Origin of the sequence: Nonomuraea roseoviolacea subsp. carminata (assembly GCF_024172185.1) — a bacterium.
In the GTDB taxonomy this organism is placed as follows: Bacteria; Actinomycetota; Actinomycetes; order Streptosporangiales; family Streptosporangiaceae; genus Nonomuraea; species Nonomuraea roseoviolacea.
Genome location: NZ_JAMZEC010000001.1, coordinates 408215 through 427022, shown reverse-complemented (window position 1 = coordinate 427022; position 18808 = coordinate 408215). Strand labels below are relative to the sequence as shown.

18 protein-coding genes are annotated in these 18808 nt (G+C 72.3%); 14 read left to right on the top strand and 4 right to left on the bottom strand.

All coding sequences use genetic code 11. From position 1 onward, the window contains the following. Nucleotides 1-106: 106 nt before the first annotated feature. Complete coding sequence (gene dnaE / locus HD595_RS01935) at nt 107-3634, top strand: DNA polymerase III subunit alpha (RefSeq protein WP_253765245.1); 3528 nt, start codon at nt 107-109, stop codon at nt 3632-3634. A 46-nt stretch (nt 3635-3680) separates the two neighbouring features. After that, nucleotides 3681-5051, top strand: coding sequence for an amidase (locus HD595_RS01930; protein ID WP_253765244.1), 1371 nt, complete (start codon nt 3681-3683; stop codon nt 5049-5051). Nucleotides 5052-5069: 18 nt separating this feature from the next. On the opposite strand, the gene HD595_RS01925 is transcribed toward HD595_RS01930, so the two are convergent. Further along, a complete protein-coding gene (locus HD595_RS01925) occupies nt 5070-5597 on the bottom strand; it encodes a hypothetical protein (RefSeq protein WP_253765243.1) in 528 nt (175 codons plus the stop codon). Nucleotides 5598-5701: 104 nt separating this feature from the next. Between HD595_RS01925 and murA the strand changes: the two genes are divergently transcribed. After that, nucleotides 5702-7012: a UDP-N-acetylglucosamine 1-carboxyvinyltransferase gene (gene murA / locus HD595_RS01920; RefSeq protein WP_253765242.1), complete on the top strand. Its 1311-nt coding sequence runs from the start codon at nt 5702-5704 to the stop codon at nt 7010-7012. Nucleotides 7013-7082: 70 nt separating this feature from the next. Then, entirely contained in the window at nt 7083-9425 is a 2343-nt protein-coding gene (locus HD595_RS01915) for a transglycosylase domain-containing protein (protein ID WP_253765240.1), read from the top strand. Nucleotides 9426-9531: 106 nt separating this feature from the next. Here HD595_RS01915 and ybaK read toward each other — a convergent pair whose 3' ends face one another. Both ybaK and HD595_RS01905 read right to left on the bottom strand, forming a co-directional pair. Further along, on the bottom strand, nt 9532-10023 hold the full coding sequence (gene ybaK / locus HD595_RS01910) for a Cys-tRNA(Pro) deacylase (protein ID WP_253765239.1): 492 nt from the start codon (nt 10021-10023) through the stop codon (nt 9532-9534). An 82-nt stretch (nt 10024-10105) separates the two neighbouring features. Then, on the bottom strand, nt 10106-10585 hold the full coding sequence (locus HD595_RS01905) for a nucleoside deaminase (RefSeq protein ID WP_253781015.1): 480 nt from the start codon (nt 10583-10585) through the stop codon (nt 10106-10108). A gap of 153 nt (nt 10586-10738) precedes the next feature. Here HD595_RS01905 and hisD point away from each other — a divergent pair, with 153 nt between their 5' ends. From hisD to HD595_RS01855, 10 genes are all read left to right on the top strand, one after another. Beyond that, nucleotides 10739-12046 carry a histidinol dehydrogenase gene (hisD, locus tag HD595_RS01900; protein ID WP_253765238.1) on the top strand — a complete coding sequence of 436 codons (1308 nt, stop codon included), beginning with the start codon at nt 10739-10741 and terminating at the stop codon, nt 12044-12046. Beyond that, a complete protein-coding gene (locus HD595_RS01895) occupies nt 12043-13143 on the top strand; it encodes a histidinol-phosphate transaminase (RefSeq protein ID WP_253765237.1) in 1101 nt (366 codons plus the stop codon). The genes hisD and HD595_RS01895 overlap by 4 nt, the downstream gene beginning before the upstream one ends. Continuing rightward, on the top strand, nt 13140-13733 hold the full coding sequence (hisB, locus tag HD595_RS01890; RefSeq protein WP_175588690.1) for an imidazoleglycerol-phosphate dehydratase HisB: 594 nt from the start codon (nt 13140-13142) through the stop codon (nt 13731-13733). Before HD595_RS01895 ends, hisB begins: the two co-directional genes overlap by 4 nt. Further along, on the top strand, nt 13730-13885 hold the full coding sequence (locus HD595_RS01885) for a hypothetical protein (RefSeq protein WP_253765236.1): 156 nt from the start codon (nt 13730-13732) through the stop codon (nt 13883-13885). Before hisB ends, HD595_RS01885 begins: the two co-directional genes overlap by 4 nt. Continuing rightward, complete coding sequence (gene hisH, locus HD595_RS01880; protein WP_253765235.1) at nt 13879-14511, top strand: imidazole glycerol phosphate synthase subunit HisH; 633 nt, start codon at nt 13879-13881, stop codon at nt 14509-14511. Before HD595_RS01885 ends, hisH begins: the two co-directional genes overlap by 7 nt. A gap of 86 nt (nt 14512-14597) precedes the next feature. Further along, entirely contained in the window at nt 14598-14927 is a 330-nt protein-coding gene (locus tag HD595_RS01875) for a hypothetical protein (RefSeq protein WP_253765234.1), read from the top strand. Then, nucleotides 14927-15649: a bifunctional 1-(5-phosphoribosyl)-5-((5-phosphoribosylamino)methylideneamino)imidazole-4-carboxamide isomerase/phosphoribosylanthranilate isomerase PriA gene (gene priA, locus HD595_RS01870; protein ID WP_253765233.1), complete on the top strand. Its 723-nt coding sequence runs from the start codon at nt 14927-14929 to the stop codon at nt 15647-15649. The genes HD595_RS01875 and priA overlap by 1 nt, the downstream gene beginning before the upstream one ends. A 27-nt stretch (nt 15650-15676) precedes the next feature. Further along, nucleotides 15677-16072 carry a RidA family protein gene (locus HD595_RS01865; protein WP_253781013.1) on the top strand — a complete coding sequence of 132 codons (396 nt, stop codon included), beginning with the start codon at nt 15677-15679 and terminating at the stop codon, nt 16070-16072. Next, nucleotides 16069-16830, top strand: coding sequence for an imidazole glycerol phosphate synthase subunit HisF (hisF, locus tag HD595_RS01860; protein WP_253765232.1), 762 nt, complete (start codon nt 16069-16071; stop codon nt 16828-16830). The genes HD595_RS01865 and hisF overlap by 4 nt, the downstream gene beginning before the upstream one ends. A 292-nt stretch (nt 16831-17122) precedes the next feature. Next, nucleotides 17123-17578, top strand: coding sequence for an NUDIX hydrolase (locus tag HD595_RS01855; protein WP_253781012.1), 456 nt, complete (start codon nt 17123-17125; stop codon nt 17576-17578). Nucleotides 17579-18077: 499 nt separating this feature from the next. On the opposite strand, the gene HD595_RS01850 is transcribed toward HD595_RS01855, so the two are convergent. Beyond that, nucleotides 18078-18743 (bottom strand): class I SAM-dependent methyltransferase, encoded by a 666-nt coding sequence (locus tag HD595_RS01850; protein WP_253765230.1) that lies wholly within the window; start codon nt 18741-18743, stop codon nt 18078-18080. Nucleotides 18744-18808 lie beyond the last annotated feature (65 nt).

Below are 18808 nucleotides of genomic sequence, written 5' to 3'. Positions count from 1 at the left end.
CCGTGCGGCACGCCTCCGAACGGAAGGCTGTCGCGAGGGTAGGCGGACTGTCGGTGGGGAGCACTAAAGTCGGAGCGCAAACCATGAGACCGGGAGGCGCCGCTCCATGTCGTCCAGCGACTCGTTCGTCCATCTGCACGTGCACACCGAGTACTCCATGCTCGACGGTGCCGCGAGGCTGAAGCAGATGTTCAAGCAGGTCGGCGAGCTGGGCATGCCGGCGATCGCGATCACCGACCACGGCAACATGCACGGCGCCTACGACTTCTACAAGCAGGCGACCGCCGCGGGCGTCAAGCCGGTCATCGGCATCGAGGCGTACGTCGCGCCGGAGCTGCGCCACAACAAGAGGCCGGTCCTGTGGGGCGAGCCGCACCAGAAGAAGGACGACGTCTCGGCGGGCGGCTACTACACGCACATGACGATCTGGGCGCGTGACAAGACGGGCCTGCACAACCTGATGCGGCTGTCCTCGCGCGCCTACACCGAGGGCTTCGTCCGCAAGTGGGCGCGGATGGACGCGGAGATCCTCGCCGAGCACGCCGACGGCCTGATGGCCACCACGGGCTGCCCGTCGGGCGAGGTGCAGACCCGCCTGCGGCTCGGCCAGTACGACGAGGCGGTCAGGGCGGCGGCGAAGTACCAGGAGATCTTCGGCAAGGACAACTTCTTCCTGGAGATCATGGACCACGGCCTCGAGATCGAGCGCCGGGTCCGCGACGGGCTGACCCGCATCAGCCGGGAGCTGGGCATCCCGCCGCTGGTCACCAACGACTCCCACTACACCTACGAGTCCGACGCCGCCTCCCACGACGCCCTGCTGTGCATCCAGACGGGCAAGCGGCTGTCCGACCCCGACCGGTTCCGCTTCGACGGCACCGGCTACTACATCAAGACCGCCGACGAGATGCGCGCCGTCGACTCCTCCGACCTGTGGGCCGAGGGCTGCCGCAACACGCTGCTGGTGGCCGAGAAGGTCGATCCGACGGGGTTCTTCGCGCACAAGAACCTCATGCCGACCTTCCCGATCCCCGACGGCATGACCGAGGAGCAGTACTTCCGGCAGGAGGTCTGGAAGGGCCTGGAGCGCCGCTTCCCCGGCGGCGTGGACGAGGAGCACCGCGCCTGGGCGGAGAAGGAGCTGGGCGTCATCGTCCAGATGGGCTTCCCGAGCTACTTCCTCGTGGTCGCCGACTTCATCATGTGGGCCAAGAACAACGGCATCCGCGTCGGCCCCGGCCGGGGCTCGGCGGCCGGCTCCCTCGTGGCGTACGCGCTGGGCATCACCGACCTCGACCCGATCCCGCACGGCCTGATCTTCGAGCGCTTCCTCAACCCCGAGCGCGTCTCCATGCCCGACGTCGACATCGACTTCGACGAGCGCCGGCGCGCCGACGTGATCCGCTACGTCACCGAGAAGTGGGGCGCCGACAAGGTCGCCATGATCGCCACGTTCGGCACCATCAAGGCGAAGGCCGCCATCAAGGACGCCGGCCGCGTCCTCGGCTACCCCTACGCCCTCGGCGACCGCGTGTCCAAGGCGTTCCCGCCGGCGGTGATGGGCAAGGACATCCCGCTGTCGGGCATCTTCGACAAGGACCACCCGCGCTACGCCGAGGCCGGCGAGCTGCGCCGGCTCTACGAGGAGGACGCCGACGTCAAGGCCACGATGGACCTCGGCAGGGGCCTGGAGGGCCTGATCAGGCAGACCGGCGTGCACGCCGCCGGCGTCATCATGTCCTCGGAGGTGCTGACCGACTACATCCCGATCATGCGCCGCGACTCCGACGGCGCGATCATCACGCAGTTCGACTACCCGACCTGCGAGACGCTCGGCCTGCTGAAGATGGACTTCCTGGGCCTGCGCAACCTCACGATCATCGACGACTGCCTCAAGGCCATCGAGGCCACCACCGGCGAGAAGATCGAGCTGCTCGACCTGCCGCTCGACGACCAGAAGACGTACGAGCTGCTGGCCCGCGGCGACACGCTGGGCATCTTCCAGCTCGACGGCGGCGGCATGCGCTCGCTCATGCGCCTGATGCGGCCCGACAACTTCGAGGACATCTCCGCCGCCCTCGCGCTCTACCGCCCCGGCCCGATGGGCGCCAACTCGCACACCAACTACGCGCTGCGCAAGAACGGCGTCCAGGAGATCGTCCCGATCCACCCGGAGCTGGAGGAGCCGCTCAAGGACATCCTCGACACGACCTACGGCCTGATCGTCTACCAGGAGCAGGTCATGGCCATCGCGCAGCGGGTCGCCGGCTACTCGCTCGGCGGCGCCGACCTGCTGCGCCGCGCGATGGGCAAGAAGAAGAAGTCGGAGCTGGACAAGCAGTACGAGTTCTTCGAGAAGGGCATGCGGGACAACGGCTTCTCCGCCGCCGCCATCAAGGCCCTGTGGGACATCCTGCTGCCGTTCTCCGACTACGCGTTCAACAAGGCGCACACCGCCGGTTACGGCCTCGTCGCGTACTGGACGGCCTACCTCAAGGCCAACCACCCGGCCGCGTACATGGCCGCGCTGCTGTCGAGCGTCAAGGACGACAAGGACAAGTCGGCCCTCTACCTCAACGAGTGCCGCCGCATGGGCATCAAGGTGTTCCCGCCGGACGTCAACGACTCCGACTTCGACTTCACCCCGCGCGGCACCGACATCCGCTTCGGCCTGTCGGCGGTGCGCAACGTCGGCGCCAACGTCGTCGACGGCATCATCGCGGCGCGCAAGGCGAAGGGCCGCTTCGCCGACTTCAAGGACTTCCTGCGCAAGGTGCCGGCGATCGTCTGCAACAAGCGGGTGATCGAGTCGCTGGTCAAGGCGGGCGCGTTCGACTCGCTCGGCCACGTGCGCAAGGGCCTGGTCACGGTGCACGAGCAGGCCGTGGACGCGATCATCGACATCAAGAAGAACGAGGCCATCGGCCAGGACTCCCTGTTCGGCGCGGTCGACGGCGGCGAGGACCAGACGTTCGACGTGCAGATCCCGGTCGGCGAATGGGACAAGAACACGCTGCTGCAGTTCGAGCGGGAGATGCTCGGCCTGTACGTGTCGGACCATCCGCTGTTCGGCGTGGAGCACATCCTCGCCGCCGGCGCCGACTGCACCATCGCCGCCCTGCAGGACGACAGCCGCCCCGACGGGCAGATCGTCACCGTGGGCGGCATCCTCAGCGGCGTCCAGCGGAAGATCACCAAGAAGGGCGACACCTGGGTGCTGACCCAGCTGGAGGACCTCGAAGGCTCGATCGAGGTGATGATCTTCCCGTCGGCCTACCAGCTCTGCTCCACGATCCTCGCCGAGGACGCGATCGTCTTCGTCAAGGGCCGCATCGACAAGCGCGAGGACGTCGCCAAGATCATCGCGATGGAGGTGACCGCGCCCGACCTCACCCAGGAGGCGGGCGGACCACTGCTGGTGAGCCTGCCGCTCAACCGGTGCACGCCTCCGGTGGTGACCCGGCTGAAGGAGATCCTCACCACCCACCCCGGCACGTCCGAGGTGCACCTCCAGGTGCACAACGGGCCGAAGACCACGGTCCTGCGGGTGGAGGACCGGTTGCGGGTGACGCCGTCGCCGGCCCTGATGGGTGACCTCAAGCAGCTCCTCGGCCCGGCCTGCCTCGGCGGCTGAACCGGCCGGCGGCCCGCTCACCGCCGGGGTGGGGCAGGATCGGAGAGTGACCGAACTGCACTACCTCACCGCCGCCGAGATGGCCCGCCTGGTGCGCACCCGGCAGGTGAGCGCCGTCGAGCTGCTCCAGGCGTGCCTCGACCGGATCGAGCAGGTCAACCCCCGGGTCAACGCCGTCGTCACCCTGGCCGCCGAGCAGGCCATGGACGCCGCCGAGGCGGCCGACGCGGCCGAGCCCGCCGGGCCGCTGCACGGCGTGCCCGTGGCGCACAAGGACCTGGTCGACACGGCCGGCATCCGCACCACGTACGGCTCGCCCCGGTACGCCCGGCACGTGCCCGACGCCGACGACCTGATCGTGCGGCGGCTCCGGCGCGCCGGCGCGATCAGCGTGGGCAAGACCAACACCCCCGAGTTCGGCACCGGCTCCCACACGGTCAACGAGGTGTTCGGCGCGACCCGCAACCCGTACGACCTGTCCCGCTCGGCCGGCGGCAGCAGCGGCGGCGCGGCGGCGGCGCTGGCCACCGGCATGGTGCCGCTCGCCGACGGCTCCGACATGGGTGGCTCGCTGCGCAATCCCGCCTCGTTCTGCAACGTCGTCGGCCTGCGCCCCACTCCGGGCCGGGTGCCCGACCCGTCCGACACCGCCGCCTGGTACACGCTGTCGGTCCAGGGCCCGATGGCGCGCACGGTCGGCGACGTGACGCTGATGATGTCGGCCGTCGCCGGGTTCGACCCCCGCTCGCCGTTCGCGATCACGGAGGACTTCGCCCCGGACCCGGAGGAGGGCGTCGCCGGGCTGCGCGTGGCGTGGAGCCCCGACCTGGGGGGCCTGCCCGTGGACCCGGCGACGGCGGCGGTCACGGCGGGCGCCCCCGCCGTGTTCGAGCGGCTCGGGGCGCGGGTGGAGCGGGTGGACCTCGACCTGTCCGACGCCGAGGACGCCTTCCGCGTCTACCGGGCCTGGTACTACGCCCTCGCGTTCGGCGACCTGACCGGCCTCGGCCCGAACACCCGCTGGAACGTCGAGCGGGGCCGCGAGGTCACCGGTGCCGACCTGGCCCGCGCCGAGCGGCTGCGCAGCGGCCTCTACCAGCGCATGGCCGCCTTCTTCGACACCTACGACGTGCTGATCGCGCCGGTCAGCCAGGTGCCGCCGTTCCCGGTGGAGGAGCCGTACGTCAAGGAGATCGACGGCGTGCCCATGCCCGACTACCTGGCGTGGATGCGCTCGGCGTACTGGATCAGCGTCCTGCACGCGCCGGCCGCGTCGGTCCCGGCCGGGTTCACCGGCGACGGGCTGCCGGTGGGCGTGCAGATCGTGGGCCGGCCGTTCGCCGACGCCAAGGTGCTGCGGGTGGCCGCCGCGTTCGAGGCCGCGACGGGCCACGGCCTGCGCCGCCCGCCCCTGTGAGGTCCGGGCCCGCGGGGCTCAGCCGAGCCCGGGCGGGTCGCCCACCCCGTACGGCGTGCGCAGCGGCGACTCGCGGTAGCCGTGCATGCCCTCCATCAGCCCGAAGATCGCCACCGCGCACAGCGGCCAGGCCACCAGCACGCCCCGGGCGGTCAGGTGCAGCGAGCCCGCCACCACCTTCGCGCCCGGCGTGGCGGCGGCCTCGACGGTCACCGCCCCCAGCGTGAACGTCGAACCCACCCACAACGTGACGAACGCCGCCAGTGCCCCGCCCGCGCACAACCCCAGCAGCACGGGCAGCCGGTCGTGGCGGCTGAGGAACCAGCCGGCGGCCCCGCACACCACGCCCAGCCCGCCGGTGATCACCGCGAACCAGCCGTCCGCGGCGATCAGCGCCTGCGTGGCCGGGTCGGCCAGCACCGGCCCCTGCCCCGTCACCTGGTACGGCGCGCGGGGGGCGAGCGCGGACCACAGCAGCCCGGCGAGCACGGCGAGGGCGGCGACGGCGAGGACGGTGATCGCGAACGCCCGCACTTGCCTCGTCACGCGATTCCCCCTCAGAGGTGCCACCTCACCTGTGCCACGGAAGATGTGCCACTGAACCGGCTCACCGGAACAGGTTGATGGTATCTCCCGGTTAGGCTCGCTTCGTGAATCACGATGAGGTCTGGCTGATCGATCCCTCCGGCCCGCTGCGCGGCGACGTCGAGGTGCGCGGCTCGAAGAACGCGGTCTCCAAGCACATGGTCGCCGCCATGCTCGGCGGCACCGAGAGCACGATCCAGAACGCCCCCGAGGTGGGCGAGGTCGGCATCACCGCGGCCATGCTGGAGTCCCTCGGCATCCACGTGGAGATCACGGAGAAGGAGATCCGCGTCGAGCGGGGCGCGGAGATCCAGCCGCGCGTGCCCGACGCGTTCACCGGCCTGAACCGGATCCCGATCCTCATGCTCGGCCCCCTGCTGCACCTGGCCGGCGAGGCGTTCGTGCCGCTGGTCGGCGGCGACCCGATCGGGCGGCGGCCGGTCAACTTCCACGTCGAGGCGCTGCGCGCGATGGGCGCCGAGGTCGAGGTGGGCGACGGAGGGATCTTCGCCAAGGCCGCGCGGCTGCGCGGCGCCCGGCTGGAGCTGCCGTACCCGAGCGTCGGCGCCACCGAGACGATCCTCATGTCGGCCGTGCTCGCCGAGGGCAAGACCGTGGTGAAAAACGCCGCCATGGAGCCCGAGGTGGTCGAGCTGGCGCTGTTCCTGCAGCGCATGGGGGCCAGGATCGAGCTCTCGCCCGACCGCCGGATCGTCATCGAGGGCGTCGAGCGGCTGCGCGGCGCCTCGATCTGGCTGGCCGGCGACCGCATCGAGGCGTTCTCGTACCTGGCCGCCGGCCTGATCACCGGGGGAGAGGTGCGGGTGCACGGCTGCCCGCAGGACCGCCTGGTCACCGCGATCACCACGCTGGCCCGGATGGGCGCCCGCTTCGACATCAACGACGAGTACCTGTGCGCCACCGCCCCGCCCGAGGGGCTGCGCTCGGCGGCCGTCCAGACCGACACCCACCCGGGCTTCATGACCGACTGGCAGACGCCGCTCATGGTGCTGTTCACGCAGAGCAACGGCATGTCGGTGCTGCACGAGACGGTCTTCGAGAACCGCCTGGTGTACGTGCCGGCGCTGCAGCGGATGGGCTGCGAGATCGAGGTGTTCGACCAGTGCCTCGGCGGGCCCGCCTGCCGCTACCACGACACCAACGCCCGGCACTCGGCCGTGGTGCGCGGCGTGTCCAAGCTCAAGGGCGCCGACGTGACGCTGCCCGACATCCGGGCGGGCTTCTCCGCGGTGCTGGCCGCGGCGGTGGCCGACGGGACGTCCACGCTGCGCGGCGTCCACCACATCGTGCGCGGATATCACAAGCCGTTCGAGCAGTTCGTGTCCCTGGGTCTGAACATCCGCCGGGAAGAGTAAAGGTGTCGGATCCCCGGGTTTGCCGGGGATCGCGGCGCCGCAGACCGACTGCGTGAGAGTTGTGCGATGTGTGAGCGCCCTGGGGCTGGTGGGAGCGCTCTGCGGGGTCCTGGCCGCCTCCATGGCCGCCCCCGTCGTGAGCGGTGCCGGGCTCGCCGCCAAGAGCGTCGCGCACACCTTCAGCCAGCTCCCTCCGGCGCCGCGCGAGGAGCCCCTGTCGCAGGTGACGCGGCTGCTCGACCGCAACGGCAAGCCGTTCGCGCAGTTCTACCAGGCCAACCGGCGGGCGATCCCGCTCAGCCGGGTGGCGCCCGTCATGCGGCAGGCCATCGTCGCCATCGAGGACGCCCGCTTCTACGAGCACGGCGGCATGGACGTGCGCGGCACGCTCCGGGCGCTGCTCACCAACACCTCGGCCGGCGGCATCCGGCAGGGCGGTTCCTCGCTCACCCAGCAGCTCGTGAAGAACATCCTGGTCGAGAGCGCCCGCACCGAGGAGGAGCGCGACCGGGCGCGCGCGCCCAACCTCGCCCGCAAGATCACCGAGCTGCGCCTGGCGCTCGCGATGGAGCAGAAGTACACCAAGGACGAGATCCTGGAGCGGTACCTCAACATCGCCTACTTCGGCGCGGGCGCGCACGGCGTCGAGGCGGCGGCCCGGCGCTTCTTCTCCACCACGGCCGCCGACCTCACGCTGCCGCAGGCGGCCACGCTCGCCGGCGCGGTGCGCATGCCGTACTCGACCGACCCGTCGATCGGGCCGGCGCAGCGGGCGCGGCTGAAGGAGCGGCGCGACCTCGTGCTGGACCGGATGGCCGAGCTGCGCCTGGTGAACCCGCGGGAGGCCGCGGCGGCCAAGCGCAGCCCGCTCGGCATCGAGCTGCGGCCCGAGCCGGGCGGCTGCGCGCAGAGCAGGTATCCGTACTACTGCGTGTACGTGCAGCGCGAGCTGCTCACCAACGAGGCGTTCGGCGCCACGGCGCGCGAGCGGCGGGCCCGGCTCGCCACCGGCGGGCTGGTGATCAGGACCGCGCTGGACCCGGTGGCGCAGCGGGCCGCCGAGCGGGCGATCCGCGCCCGGGTCGACGCCCGCGACACCGAGGTGGCCGCGGAGGCCATGGTCGAGCCGCGCTCGGGACGCATCCGGGCGATGGCGGCCAGCAAGGACTTCGGCCGCAACCCCGGCGACCGCAAGAACGGGACGCGGACGACGTTCAACCTGGTGGCCGACATGGCCCACGGCGGCGGGATGGGGCTCCAGGCGGGCTCGACGTTCAAGGTGTTCACGCTGGCGACGGCGCTGCAGCAGGGCTGGCGCTTCGACCAGGGCTTCGAGACGCCCGGCGTGCTCGTGCCGTCGCAGGGATACCGCGACTGCCGCGGCCGGGCGGTCAACGCGCCCAGCGTGCGGGTGCACAACGCCAGCGGGGAGGGCGAGGGCGGCCCGTACAGCCTGTCCACCGGCACGTGGAAGTCGGTGAACATCTTCTACATGATGCTGGAGCGCAAGGTCGGCCTGTGCAACGTGGTGCGGACCGCGAAGGCGCTCGGCATCGCCCGCGCCGACGGCCGGCCGCTGCGCGAGGTGCCGACGTTCACGCTCGGCGTCAACGAGATGGACCCGGTGACGGTGGCGGCGGCGTTCGCGGCCTTCGCGGCGCGCGGCCGGTACTGCCGGCCGCTGGCCATCGTGGAGATCACCGGCCGGGACGGCCGGACCGCCCACGTGCGGCCCACCTGCGAGCAGGCGCTGGACCGCAAGGTCGCCGACGCCGTCAACCACGTGCTGCAGGGCGTGTTCGACAAGGGCACGATGACCGGGCAGGGCATCGGCCGGCCCGCCGCCGGCAAGACGGGCACCAACAACGGCTACACCTCGGCGTGGTTCGCCGGTTACACCCCGGAGCTCGCGGCGGCGGTCAGCGTGGGCGACATCCGGGGCTCCTACCGGTACCCGCTGCGCGGGGTGCAGATCGGCGGCGAGTACTACGGGTCGGTGCAGGGGGCGTCGCTGCCCGGGCCGATCTGGGTGGACTCGATGGAGTCGGCGCTGCGCGACATCCCGGCGGGCGACTTCCACCCCGCCGACATGTCCCGCTTCGGCGGCGGCTTCACGCCCGGGCTGAAGGAGGCCGAGGAGGCGGAGCAGATCCGGGCGATGCTGCACCGGCAGCGGCAGTGGCTGAAGTGGGCGCGCCGCCACGGACACCAGCTGTGGCCGCCGGGCGCCGACGTGCTGGGCACGCCGGACGAGCGCCGGCCGGGCTTCGGAGGGCGGACCGGAGTGGCTCCGATGGGGCCGGGCATGGCCGTGCAGGGCGCCACCGTGCCGGGCGCCGCCGCACCCGGCACGGTCGATCCGGGCGCCGCCGCACCGGGGGCGGCCCCGCCCGGGACCACCACGGGGCGCTAGGGCCGCGCAGGCTCCAGCCGGGGAGCTCTGGCGCCGCGGCGGTCACGGCGGGGGCTCTGGCGCCGCGGCGGTCCCGGCGGGGACCGTGGGACGGCGGCACCGGGGCTCAGCGCTTGGCGATGGGGGAGGTCACGGCGCGGGTGAGCGCGACGAGGTTGGCCGGAGCGGTCTCGATCTGGAGCCCGCGCCGGCCCGCCGAGAAGTAGATCGTCTCGAACTCCAGCGCCGACGCGTCGACCACCGTGGGCAGCTGCTTGCGCTGCCCGAGCGGGCTGATGCCGCCCACGACGTAGCCGGTCACCCGCTCCACCTTCGCCGCCTCGGCCATGGCGGCGCGCTTGCCGCCCAGGGCCGAGGCCAGCGCCTTGAGGTCGAGCTTGCCCGCCACCGGCACGACCGCCACGGCGAGCCCGCTCTCGGTCTCGGCCACGAGCGTCTTGAAGATCCGCTCGTACGGCACGCCGAGCGCGTCGGCGGCCTCCTCGCCGTACGCCTGGGCGGAGGGGTCGTGGTCGTAGGGATGCAGCGTGAAGTCGGCCCCGGCCTTGGTCAGCGCCACCGTGGCGGGGGTGCCTCCCTGCGCCTTCGTCTTGCCCACGTCTCCGCCTCCGGACGATCTCGTGATCTACTTTGTAAAGGCGCCCGGTCGTGCGGGCGCCGCGATCTCAGGCGCCGCGATCTCAGGCGCCGCGGTGGAAGCGGCGATGCAGCTCGCGTACCTCGTCGTCGAGCCCCGGCACGGGGCCCTCCACGACGACGCGCGGCGCGACCTCGGAGACCGGCAGGGGACGCACCGGGGGCTCCGGCACGCCCAGCTCGGCCAGCCAGCTCACGAGCTGCGCCGAGGAGGCGACGTAGACGATGCGGCCGAGCCCGACCCACCCGTGCGCGGCGGCGCACATGGGGCAGTGCTCGCCGGAGGTGTAGACGGTCGCGGCGGCCCGCTCCTCGGGCGTCAGGTGGGCGGCCGACCAGCGCGCCAGTTCGAACTCCGGATGCCTCGTGTGGTCGCCCCCGGCCACCCGATTGTGGTCCTCGGCCAGGACCTTCCCGTCGCCGGACACGAGCACGGAGCCGAACGGCTCGTCGCCCACGGACAGGGCCTCGGCGGCCAGCTCCACGCAGCGGCGCAGATGCCGCAGCTCCTCGTCGCGCACCATGACGGCCCCCTCCCGCTCGGATCTTCCGGACATCGTATCGGCGGGTCCGGGACTTGCCGGGGTCGCATGGGCGGGTGCGAGGCTTGACGGGTTCCGGGTGTCCGCATGGTGGACGGAACGGGACCCACTGGTCGGACTCCGTAGACTGGGAGGGTGATTTCCCGTATCGACTTGCGCGGTTCCCTGCCGGGGGACCTGCGCGACGTGCTGCCCCGCGCCGAACTCGACGTCGAGGCCGCCCTGGACAAGGTGCGGCCGATCTGCGACGAGGTCCGCCATCATGGCGCCGCGGCCGTGCGGGAGCTGACCGCCAGGTTCGACGGGGTCGAGATCGAGCGGGCGCGGGTTCCGCGCGAGGCGCTGCGCGAGGCGCTGGCCGGGCTGCGGCCCGACGTGCGCGCGGCGCTGGAGGAGTCGATCCGGCGCGCCCGGCTGGTCCACCGCGACCAGCGTCGCGCCGACGTGACGACCCAGGTGGTGCCGGGCGGCACGGTCACCGAGCGGTGGGTGCCGGTCGAGCGGGTGGGCCTGTACGTGCCGGGCGGGCGGGCGGTCTACCCGTCCAGCGTGGTGATGAACGTGGTGCCGGCCCAGGAGGCCGGGGTGGCGTCGCTGGCGGTGACGAGCCCGGCGCAGAAGGAGTTCGGCGGGCTGCCGCACCCGACGATCCTGGCGGCGTGCGAGCTGCTGGGCGTGGACGAGGTGTACGCGGTGGGCGGCGCCCAGGCGGTGGCCATGTTCGCCTACGGCACGGAGGAGTGCCCGGCGGCCACCATGGTGACCGGGCCGGGCAACATCTGGGTGGCCGCGGCCAAGCGGCTGCTCAAGGGCCGCATCGGCATCGACTCCGAGGCGGGTCCGACGGAGATCGCGATCCTGGCCGACGAGACGGCCGACCCGGTGCACGTGGCGGCCGACCTGATCAGCCAGGCCGAGCACGACGTGATCGCCGCGGCGGTGCTGGTGACCGACAGCGTGGAGCTGGCCGAGGCGGTGGAGAAGGAGCTGCCGGCCCAGGTGGAGGCGACCAAGCACTCCGAGCGCATCACCGAGGCGCTGAGCGGCCGGCAGTCGGGGATCGTCCTGGTGGACGGTCTGGACGAGGGTGTGGCCGTGGTCAACGCCTACGCGGCCGAGCACCTGGAGATCCACACGGCTGACGCGGCCGCGGTGGCGGGCCGGATCCGCAACGCGGGCGCGATCTTCGTGGGTACGTACGCGCCGGTGTCGCTGGGCGACTACCTGGCGGGGTCCAACCACGTGCTGCCGACCGGCGGCTGCGCCTGCCACTCCAGCGGCCTGTCGGTGCAGACGTTCCTGCGCGGCATCCACGTGGTCGACTACACCCGCGAGGCGCTGGCCGAGGCCGCCGCGCACGTGTCGGTGCTGGCCGACGCCGAGGATCTGCCCGCGCACGGGGCGGCCGTCCGGGCCCGCTTCGACTGGCGGGTCCCGTCATGACGCCGGACGAGACGACCGTGGACGAGCTGACCTTGGACGATCTGCCGATCCGCGACGACCTGCGGGGCCGCACGCCGTACGGCGCGCCCCAGATCGACGTGCCGGTGCGGCTGAACACCAACGAGAACCCCTATCCGCCCTCCCCGGAGCTGGTCGCCGACCTGGCCGAGGAGGTGCGGCGGGGCGCGGGCGAGCTCAACCGCTACCCCGACCGCGACGCGTCGGCGCTGCGCGCCGACCTGGCGGACTATCTGGGGCACGGGCTCGACGCGAGCCGGGTGTGGGCGGCCAACGGCTCCAACGAGGTGCTCCAGCAGATCCTGCAGGCGTTCGGCGGTTACGGCCGTTCGGCGCTGGGGTTCGAGCCGTCGTACTCGATGCACCCGATCATCACGACGGGCACGAGCACCGAGTGGATCGGGGGCGCGCGGGAGGACGACTTCTCGCTCGACCCGGCCAAGGCGGCGGCCGCGGTGGAGGAGCACCGGCCGGACATCGTGTTCCTGACCTCGCCGAACAACCCGACCGGCACGGCGTTGCCGCTGGAGACGATCGCGCGGGTGCTGGAGGCGGCTCCCGGCATGGTGGTGGTGGACGAGGCGTACGCGGAGTTCGCGCGGGCGGGCACGCCGTCGGCGCTGAGCCTGCTGCCGTCGCATCCGCGGCTGATCGTGACGCGGACGATGTCGAAGGCGTTCGCGATGGCCGGCACCCGGCTGGGCTACCTGGCGGCGCACCCGGCGGTGATCGAGGCGCTGCTGCTGGTGCGCCTGCCGTACCACCTGTCGACGCTGACGCAGGCGGCGGCCCGCGTGGCGCTGCGGCACCGCGTCGAGCTGCTGGGCACGGTGGACGCGCTGCGGCGCGAGCGTGACGCGACGGTCGAGTGGCTGCGCGGCAAGGGGTTGACGGTCGCCGACTCCGACGCGAATTTCGTACTGTTCGGCCGGTTCCCGGAGCGTCGTGCGGTCTGGGAGGGTCTGCTGGACAGGGGTGTGCTCATCCGCGAGGTGGGCCCGCCCGAGTGGCTGCGCGTGTCGATCGGCACCGGCGAGGAGATGGCGGCGTTCCGTGCCGCGATGGAGGGGGTTCTGTGAGTCGGGTCGGCCGCGTGGAGCGTGTGACGAAGGAGACGTCGGTCCTGGTCGAGGTGGGTCTCGACGGCACCGGCCGGGTGGACGTGTCGACGGGTGTGGGGTTCTTCGACCACATGCTGGCGCAGCTCGGCAAGCACGGGCTGTTCGACCTGACGGTCAAGACCGAGGGCGATCTGCACATCGACGCGCACCACACGATCGAGGACACGGCGCTGGCGCTGGGTGCGGCGTTCCGCGAGGCGTTGGGCGACAAGTCGGGCATCCGGCGGTTCGGTAGCGCGTCGTGCCCGCTGGACGAGTCGCTGGCCCAGGTCACGGTCGACCTGTCCGGCCGGCCGTACCTCGTGCACTCCGAGCCCGAGGGCATGGCGCCGATGATCGGCCCCGAGTACGACACGACGATGACCCGGCACATCCTGGAGTCGCTGGTCGCGCAGGCGGCGATCTGCCTGCACGTCCACGTCCCGTACGGGCGCAACGCGCACCACATCGTCGAGGCGCAGTTCAAGGCCCTGGCCAGGGCGCTGCGGGAGGCGTCGGAGCTCGACCCGCGGGCGAGCGGGGTGCCGAGCACCAAGGGCGTCCTATGAGCGACAACACGCTGTCGATCGCGATGATCTTCATCGGCCTCTTCCTGGTCGGCGGGGTGGTCTCGCTGGTCAAGCAGGGGCTCAAGGCGGGCGCGGCGATCTGCGCGGTCGGCGCGGCGCTGGCGATCACGGCGGGGGTGATGTGGTGGTGAAGCGCGTGGTCGTGCTCGACTACGGGTCGGGCAACCTGCGTTCGGCCGAGCGCGCGCTGGCCCGGGTCGGCGCCGACGTGACCGTGACGTCCGACCTGGACGCGGCCATGGAGGCCGACGGCCTCGTGGTGCCCGGCGTGGGGGCGTTCGCGGCGTGCATGGCGGGCCTGCTCGGGGTGCGCGGCGAGCAGGTCGTCGGCCGGCGGCTGGCCGGTGGGCGGCCGGTGCTGGGCATCTGCGTGGGCATGCAGATCCTGTTCGCCAAGGGCGTCGAGCACGGCGTGGAGACCGAGGGCTGCGGAGAGTGGCCGGGCACGGTCGAGCAGCTGGAGGCCCCGGTGCTGCCGCACATGGGGTGGAACACGGTCAAGGCGCCCGAGGGCAGCGTGCTGTTCCGGGGGCTCGACGCCGACACGCGGTTCTACTTCGTCCACTCGTACGGTGTGCGGGAGTGGGAGCTGCGGCCGGGTCCCGGGTTCGCCGAGCCGCTGGTGACGTGGGCCGAGCACGGGGTGCCGTTCGTGGCCGCGGCCGAGAACGGGCCGCTCATGGCCACGCAGTTCCACCCGGAGAAGTCCGGCGACGCGGGCGCCGCGCTGCTGACCAACTGGCTCGGCGTCCTGTGAGCGGCGGCCGCGCCGCCGCGGCGTCCCGCGTCGTCCTGTCGTGAGGGGCCGTGAGTCCTGTCATGGCGGACCGTTCGTGAGGGGCCGTGAGTAAGGAGCGGGCGCGGCGTCGCGCGGAGCGCGAGGCGGCGCGGGAGCGCGCGGCGCTGCGCAACGAGGAGCGTCAGGCCCGCGCCGCCCGCCGGCGGGCCGTGGTGGCCCGCCTCACGCCCCGCCCGGTGCGCTTCGCCCGTCAGGGCGGCCTGCGCGCCCGCCGCCGCCGTGCCCAGAACGCCGTCGTGGCGCTCGCGTTCGCGCTCGTCCAGGTGATGGTATGGCTGGTGTGGGCCTCCCTCGCCGTCAGCTTCGGTGTCCTGGTCCTGTCCCTCTTGCTCGTCCCTGTTGTCATGACCCTTGCCTTCGACCGGAGGATCTGATGTCGCTCGTACTCCTTCCCGCCGTGGACGTCGCGGACGGCCAGGCCGTACGCCTGGTCCAGGGCGAGGCCGGGACCGAGACCGGCTACGGCGAGCCGCTGGCCGCCGCGCTGGCCTGGCAGGAGGCGGGGGCGGAGTGGATCCATCTGGTCGACCTCGACGCCGCGTTCGGCCGGGGCTCCAACCGTGAGCTGATCACCGACATGATCGGCCGGCTGGACGTGAACGTGGAGCTGTCCGGCGGCATCCGCGACGACGCGTCGCTGGCCGCCGCGCTGGCCACCGGATGCCGCCGCGTGAACATCGGCACGGCCGCCCTGGAGAACCCCGAGTGGTGCCGCAGGATCATCGCCGAGCACGGCGACAGGATCGCGGTCGGTCTGGACGTGCGCGGCACCACGCTCGCGGCGCGCGGCTGGACCGAGGAGGGCGGCGACCTGTGGGAGGTGCTGGAGCGGCTGGAGGCCGACGGCTGCCCCCGCTACGTCGTCACCGACGTCACCAAGGACGGCACGCTGCGCGGTCCCAACCTCGACCTGCTGCGCCAGGTGTGCGCCCGCACCGACAAGCCGGTCGTGGCCAGCGGGGGAGTGTCCTCGCTGGACGACCTGGTGGCGCTGTCGCGGCTCGTGCCGGACGGCGTCGAGGGCGCCATCGTCGGCAGGGCCCTGTACGCCCAGGCGTTCACGCTCGAGAGCGCCTTGGTCGCTGTTCGCGGTTAGATGGTAGGAGGGGCCGTGGTGAGCAGCATGAGTATGGAGAGCACCGGTTCGCGGGTGTTTTCCGGCGGCGTGTGGGAGGAGCGGTACGGCTACTCCCGCGCGGTCGTGGTAGGTGACCGGGTCATCGTGTCGGGTTGCACCGCCACGATCGACGGCGAGGTCCGGCACGTCGGCGACGCCTACCGGCAGAGCCTCACGGCGATGGGCATCGCGCTCGGCGCCGTGGAGCTGGCCGGCCTGACCAGGGAGGACGTGGTGATGGTGCGCTACTACGTGGTGGACCAGCGGCACTTCGACCTGGTCGGCAGGGCCATCGGGGAGGTGTTCGGCGACGTCCGTCCCGCCTGCACGGGCGTGCGGGTCGCCGGCCTGGTCGACCCGCGCATGCTGGTCGAGATCGAGATAGAGGCGATGCGCGCATGACCGTGGCCGTCAGGGTGATCCCCTGCCTGGACGTCGACGCCGGCCGGGTGGTCAAGGGCGTCAACTTCGCCAACCTGCGCGACGCGGGCGACCCGGTCGAGCTGGCCAGGCGCTACGACGCGGAGGGCGCCGACGAGCTGACCTTCCTCGACATCACCGCCTCCTCGGGCGAGCGCGACACGATGCTGGACGTGGTCCGCAGGACCGCCGAGCAGGTGTTCATCCCGCTGACCGTGGGCGGCGGGATCCGTTCGGTGGACGACGTGGACCGGCTGCTGCGGGCGGGTGCCGACAAGGTCTCGCTCAACACGGCGGCCATCGCCCGTCCCGAACTGCTGACCGAGGCGTCGCGGCGCTTCGGCGCGCAGTGCGTGGTGCTGTCGCTGGACGCGCGCCGGGCGCCCGGCACGCCGAGCGGGTTCGAGGTGACCACGCACGGCGGGCGGCGCGGCACGGGCATCGACGCGGTGGAGTGGGCGGCGCGCGGCGAGGAGCTGGGCGTGGGCGAGATCCTGCTCAACTCGATGGACGGCGACGGCACGCGCGAGGGTTACGACCTGGAGATGCTGCGCGCGGTGCGGGCCGTGGTGCGCGTCCCGGTGATCGCCAGCGGCGGCGCGGGACGGCTGGAGGACTTCCCGCCGGCGGTGGAGGCGGGCGCGGACGCGGTGCTGGCGGCGTCGGTGTTCCACTTCGGCACCCTCAAGATCGCCGACGTGAAGGAGACGCTCCGCACAGCGGGGTACCCGGTGCGCTAGTCGAGGGCCTCATGGCGCGCGGTCCTCACCAGCGCGCGCTTCGCGCGAGGGGGCTCGGGCTGTGACAGCGGGGGAGCCGAGCTCCCCCGCACCCCCTGGCCGGTGGCCTCCCGGCCCCCGGACCCCCGGCGTGGGCGAGCCGCGACACGCACAGGCGCTGAAGCCTGAGCCCCGGCCTCATGGAGGTGTCGGCCGGGACTCGAACACCTGCCAAGCCATCCGATCTCCCTAGGGCGTCAAGTCCTTGGCTCTGGCGAACACCTTGAAGATCGGCGCCTGCGATTATGGAGGGATGTCCCGTCCAAGAATCCGCGTCGCTGCCTACATCCTCCGTAACCGGTCCACCCCGGAGCTCCTTGTCTTCGATCATGTCGGCATGCCCGAAGCCGGCACCCAGGTGCCGGCGGGAGGGGTCCTGCCGGACGAAAGCCTGGAACAGGCCGTCCTGCGGGAAGTCGCAGAGGAGACCGGCTTGACCGAAGTCGCCATCGTCGGGCCCATCGCGGTGGACCACCGGCCTCGTGAAGACAACGGCCAGCCGCGGCAGACGACGTTCTTCCAGCTCACCGCTGATCCCGATGGCGCTGATGCATGGCACCATCGTGTTCATGGTGACGGCGCGGACGCCGGTCTGGAGTTCGCGTGCCGTTTCGTCCCGTTACCGCTGGTAGAGAGGTTGGCCGACGCTCAGGACGCGTGGTTGAGTCGCCTCGATGGACGAGGAGGGGAGGCGGTGAGCTCGTCATAGATCGTGCGTTCCTGCAGGCAGTGGGACAGGCAGCCGACCGAGGCGACTGCCTTGGCAGAGGGCTCCAGGCCAGGTATCGACTCAGGCGTTCGCTCGGTCCCCGTCGACCGCCACCCGCCAGGACTCGCCCCATCGCGCACGGTTTGCGGTGAGGAGTCATGCTGCAGTCCGAATCAAGGCTTCAGGGGCGAGCGACCGAGTCGACGAACTCACGGCGCGTATGGGCGTCATCGACCGGACGGGCCTCCCCTGGGCTCGGCCCGTGGCTGGAGAGACCAGGCGAAGCGATGACCGCCATGAGTGCGACGCAGACCCCGGCGAGGATCGCCCGCCGTTGTCGCGGGTCATGGACGGTCGGGGGTTTCGGGGGTTTCGGGGGTTTCGGGGGTTTCGGGGGTTTCGCGGGCTTCGGGGGCTGAGGAGCGGGTCGTGCTCATGGAGTCCTCTCGCAGGGTGTCGGCGTGGGAGCGGCGGGCGCCGGCGCCGCCGGATGGCGTGATCATCGGCGCCGGGTGGCGCGCACGACGACGTCGCGGAGGGCGACGGCGCGGCCCCCGTCGCCGGTGAGCGTGCGGAGGTGCTCGTCGGCGGTGAGGATGTCCCACTCCGCGCCGTCCAGGCGCGCGGTGATGGCCGCGGGGGTGGCCGACGCCTCGGCGGGAGGACGGTGCCCGCGCCCGTGCCCGTGCTCATGCCCGTGGCCGTGGGCGGTGGGGCCGGGGGCGTCGAGATGCCCCACGATGAGCAGCGTGCCGCCGGGGGCCACCCACCCCGCGATGCGGTCGTAGAAGTCCAGCTGGGGCATCGCCGGGTGGGCGTAGTGGGTCATGACCAGGTCGAACCGCGTGTCCGGGCTCCAGAGGCTCAGATCGGCCTCGACCCAGCGCAGGCGCTCGGACGCCTCGCTCGCCGCCGCGCGCTCGGCGGCGCGGGCCAGGGCCTCCGACGAGATGTCGGCCGCGGTGACGTGCCAGCCCCGGGAGGCCAGCCAGATCGCCTCGGCGCCGGCGCCGCATCCCGCGTCCAGCGCCGTGCCCGGGGTGAGGCCGCCGGTCTCACGGGCGAGGTACGGGTTCGGCGGGTTGCCGCCCATGGACCCGGGGCCCCCGGCTCCCGTCTGTCGCCAGTGCTGCTCCCAGAAGTCCTTGTCGAATCCGTGCGTCATCGCTCGTCCTCCTCGTCCGCGAGGGCCCCTCTGTGTGGGTGCGTTCCTCGGTTCGCGCCTCATGG

What these genes read in the sequence shown, in the direction of transcription:
- dnaE (WP_253765245.1), top strand. Translation starts at nt 107, where the DNA reads ATGTCGTCCAGCGACTCGTTCGTCCATCTGCACGTGCACACCGAGTAC.
- HD595_RS01905 (WP_253781015.1), bottom strand. Translation starts at nt 10,585, where the DNA reads ATGGTGCGCGACGAGGAGCTGCGGCATCTGCGCCGCTGCGTGGAGCTG.
- HD595_RS01895 (WP_253765237.1), top strand. Translation starts at nt 12,043, where the DNA reads ATGACGCCGGACGAGACGACCGTGGACGAGCTGACCTTGGACGATCTG.
- HD595_RS01885 (WP_253765236.1), top strand. Translation starts at nt 13,730, where the DNA reads ATGAGCGACAACACGCTGTCGATCGCGATGATCTTCATCGGCCTCTTC.
- priA (WP_253765233.1), top strand. Translation starts at nt 14,927, where the DNA reads ATGTCGCTCGTACTCCTTCCCGCCGTGGACGTCGCGGACGGCCAGGCC.
- HD595_RS01865 (WP_253781013.1), top strand. Translation starts at nt 15,677, where the DNA reads ATGAGTATGGAGAGCACCGGTTCGCGGGTGTTTTCCGGCGGCGTGTGG.
- hisF (WP_253765232.1), top strand. Translation starts at nt 16,069, where the DNA reads ATGACCGTGGCCGTCAGGGTGATCCCCTGCCTGGACGTCGACGCCGGC.
- HD595_RS01855 (WP_253781012.1), top strand. Translation starts at nt 17,123, where the DNA reads ATGTCCCGTCCAAGAATCCGCGTCGCTGCCTACATCCTCCGTAACCGG.
- HD595_RS01850 (WP_253765230.1), bottom strand. Translation starts at nt 18,743, where the DNA reads ATGACGCACGGATTCGACAAGGACTTCTGGGAGCAGCACTGGCGACAG.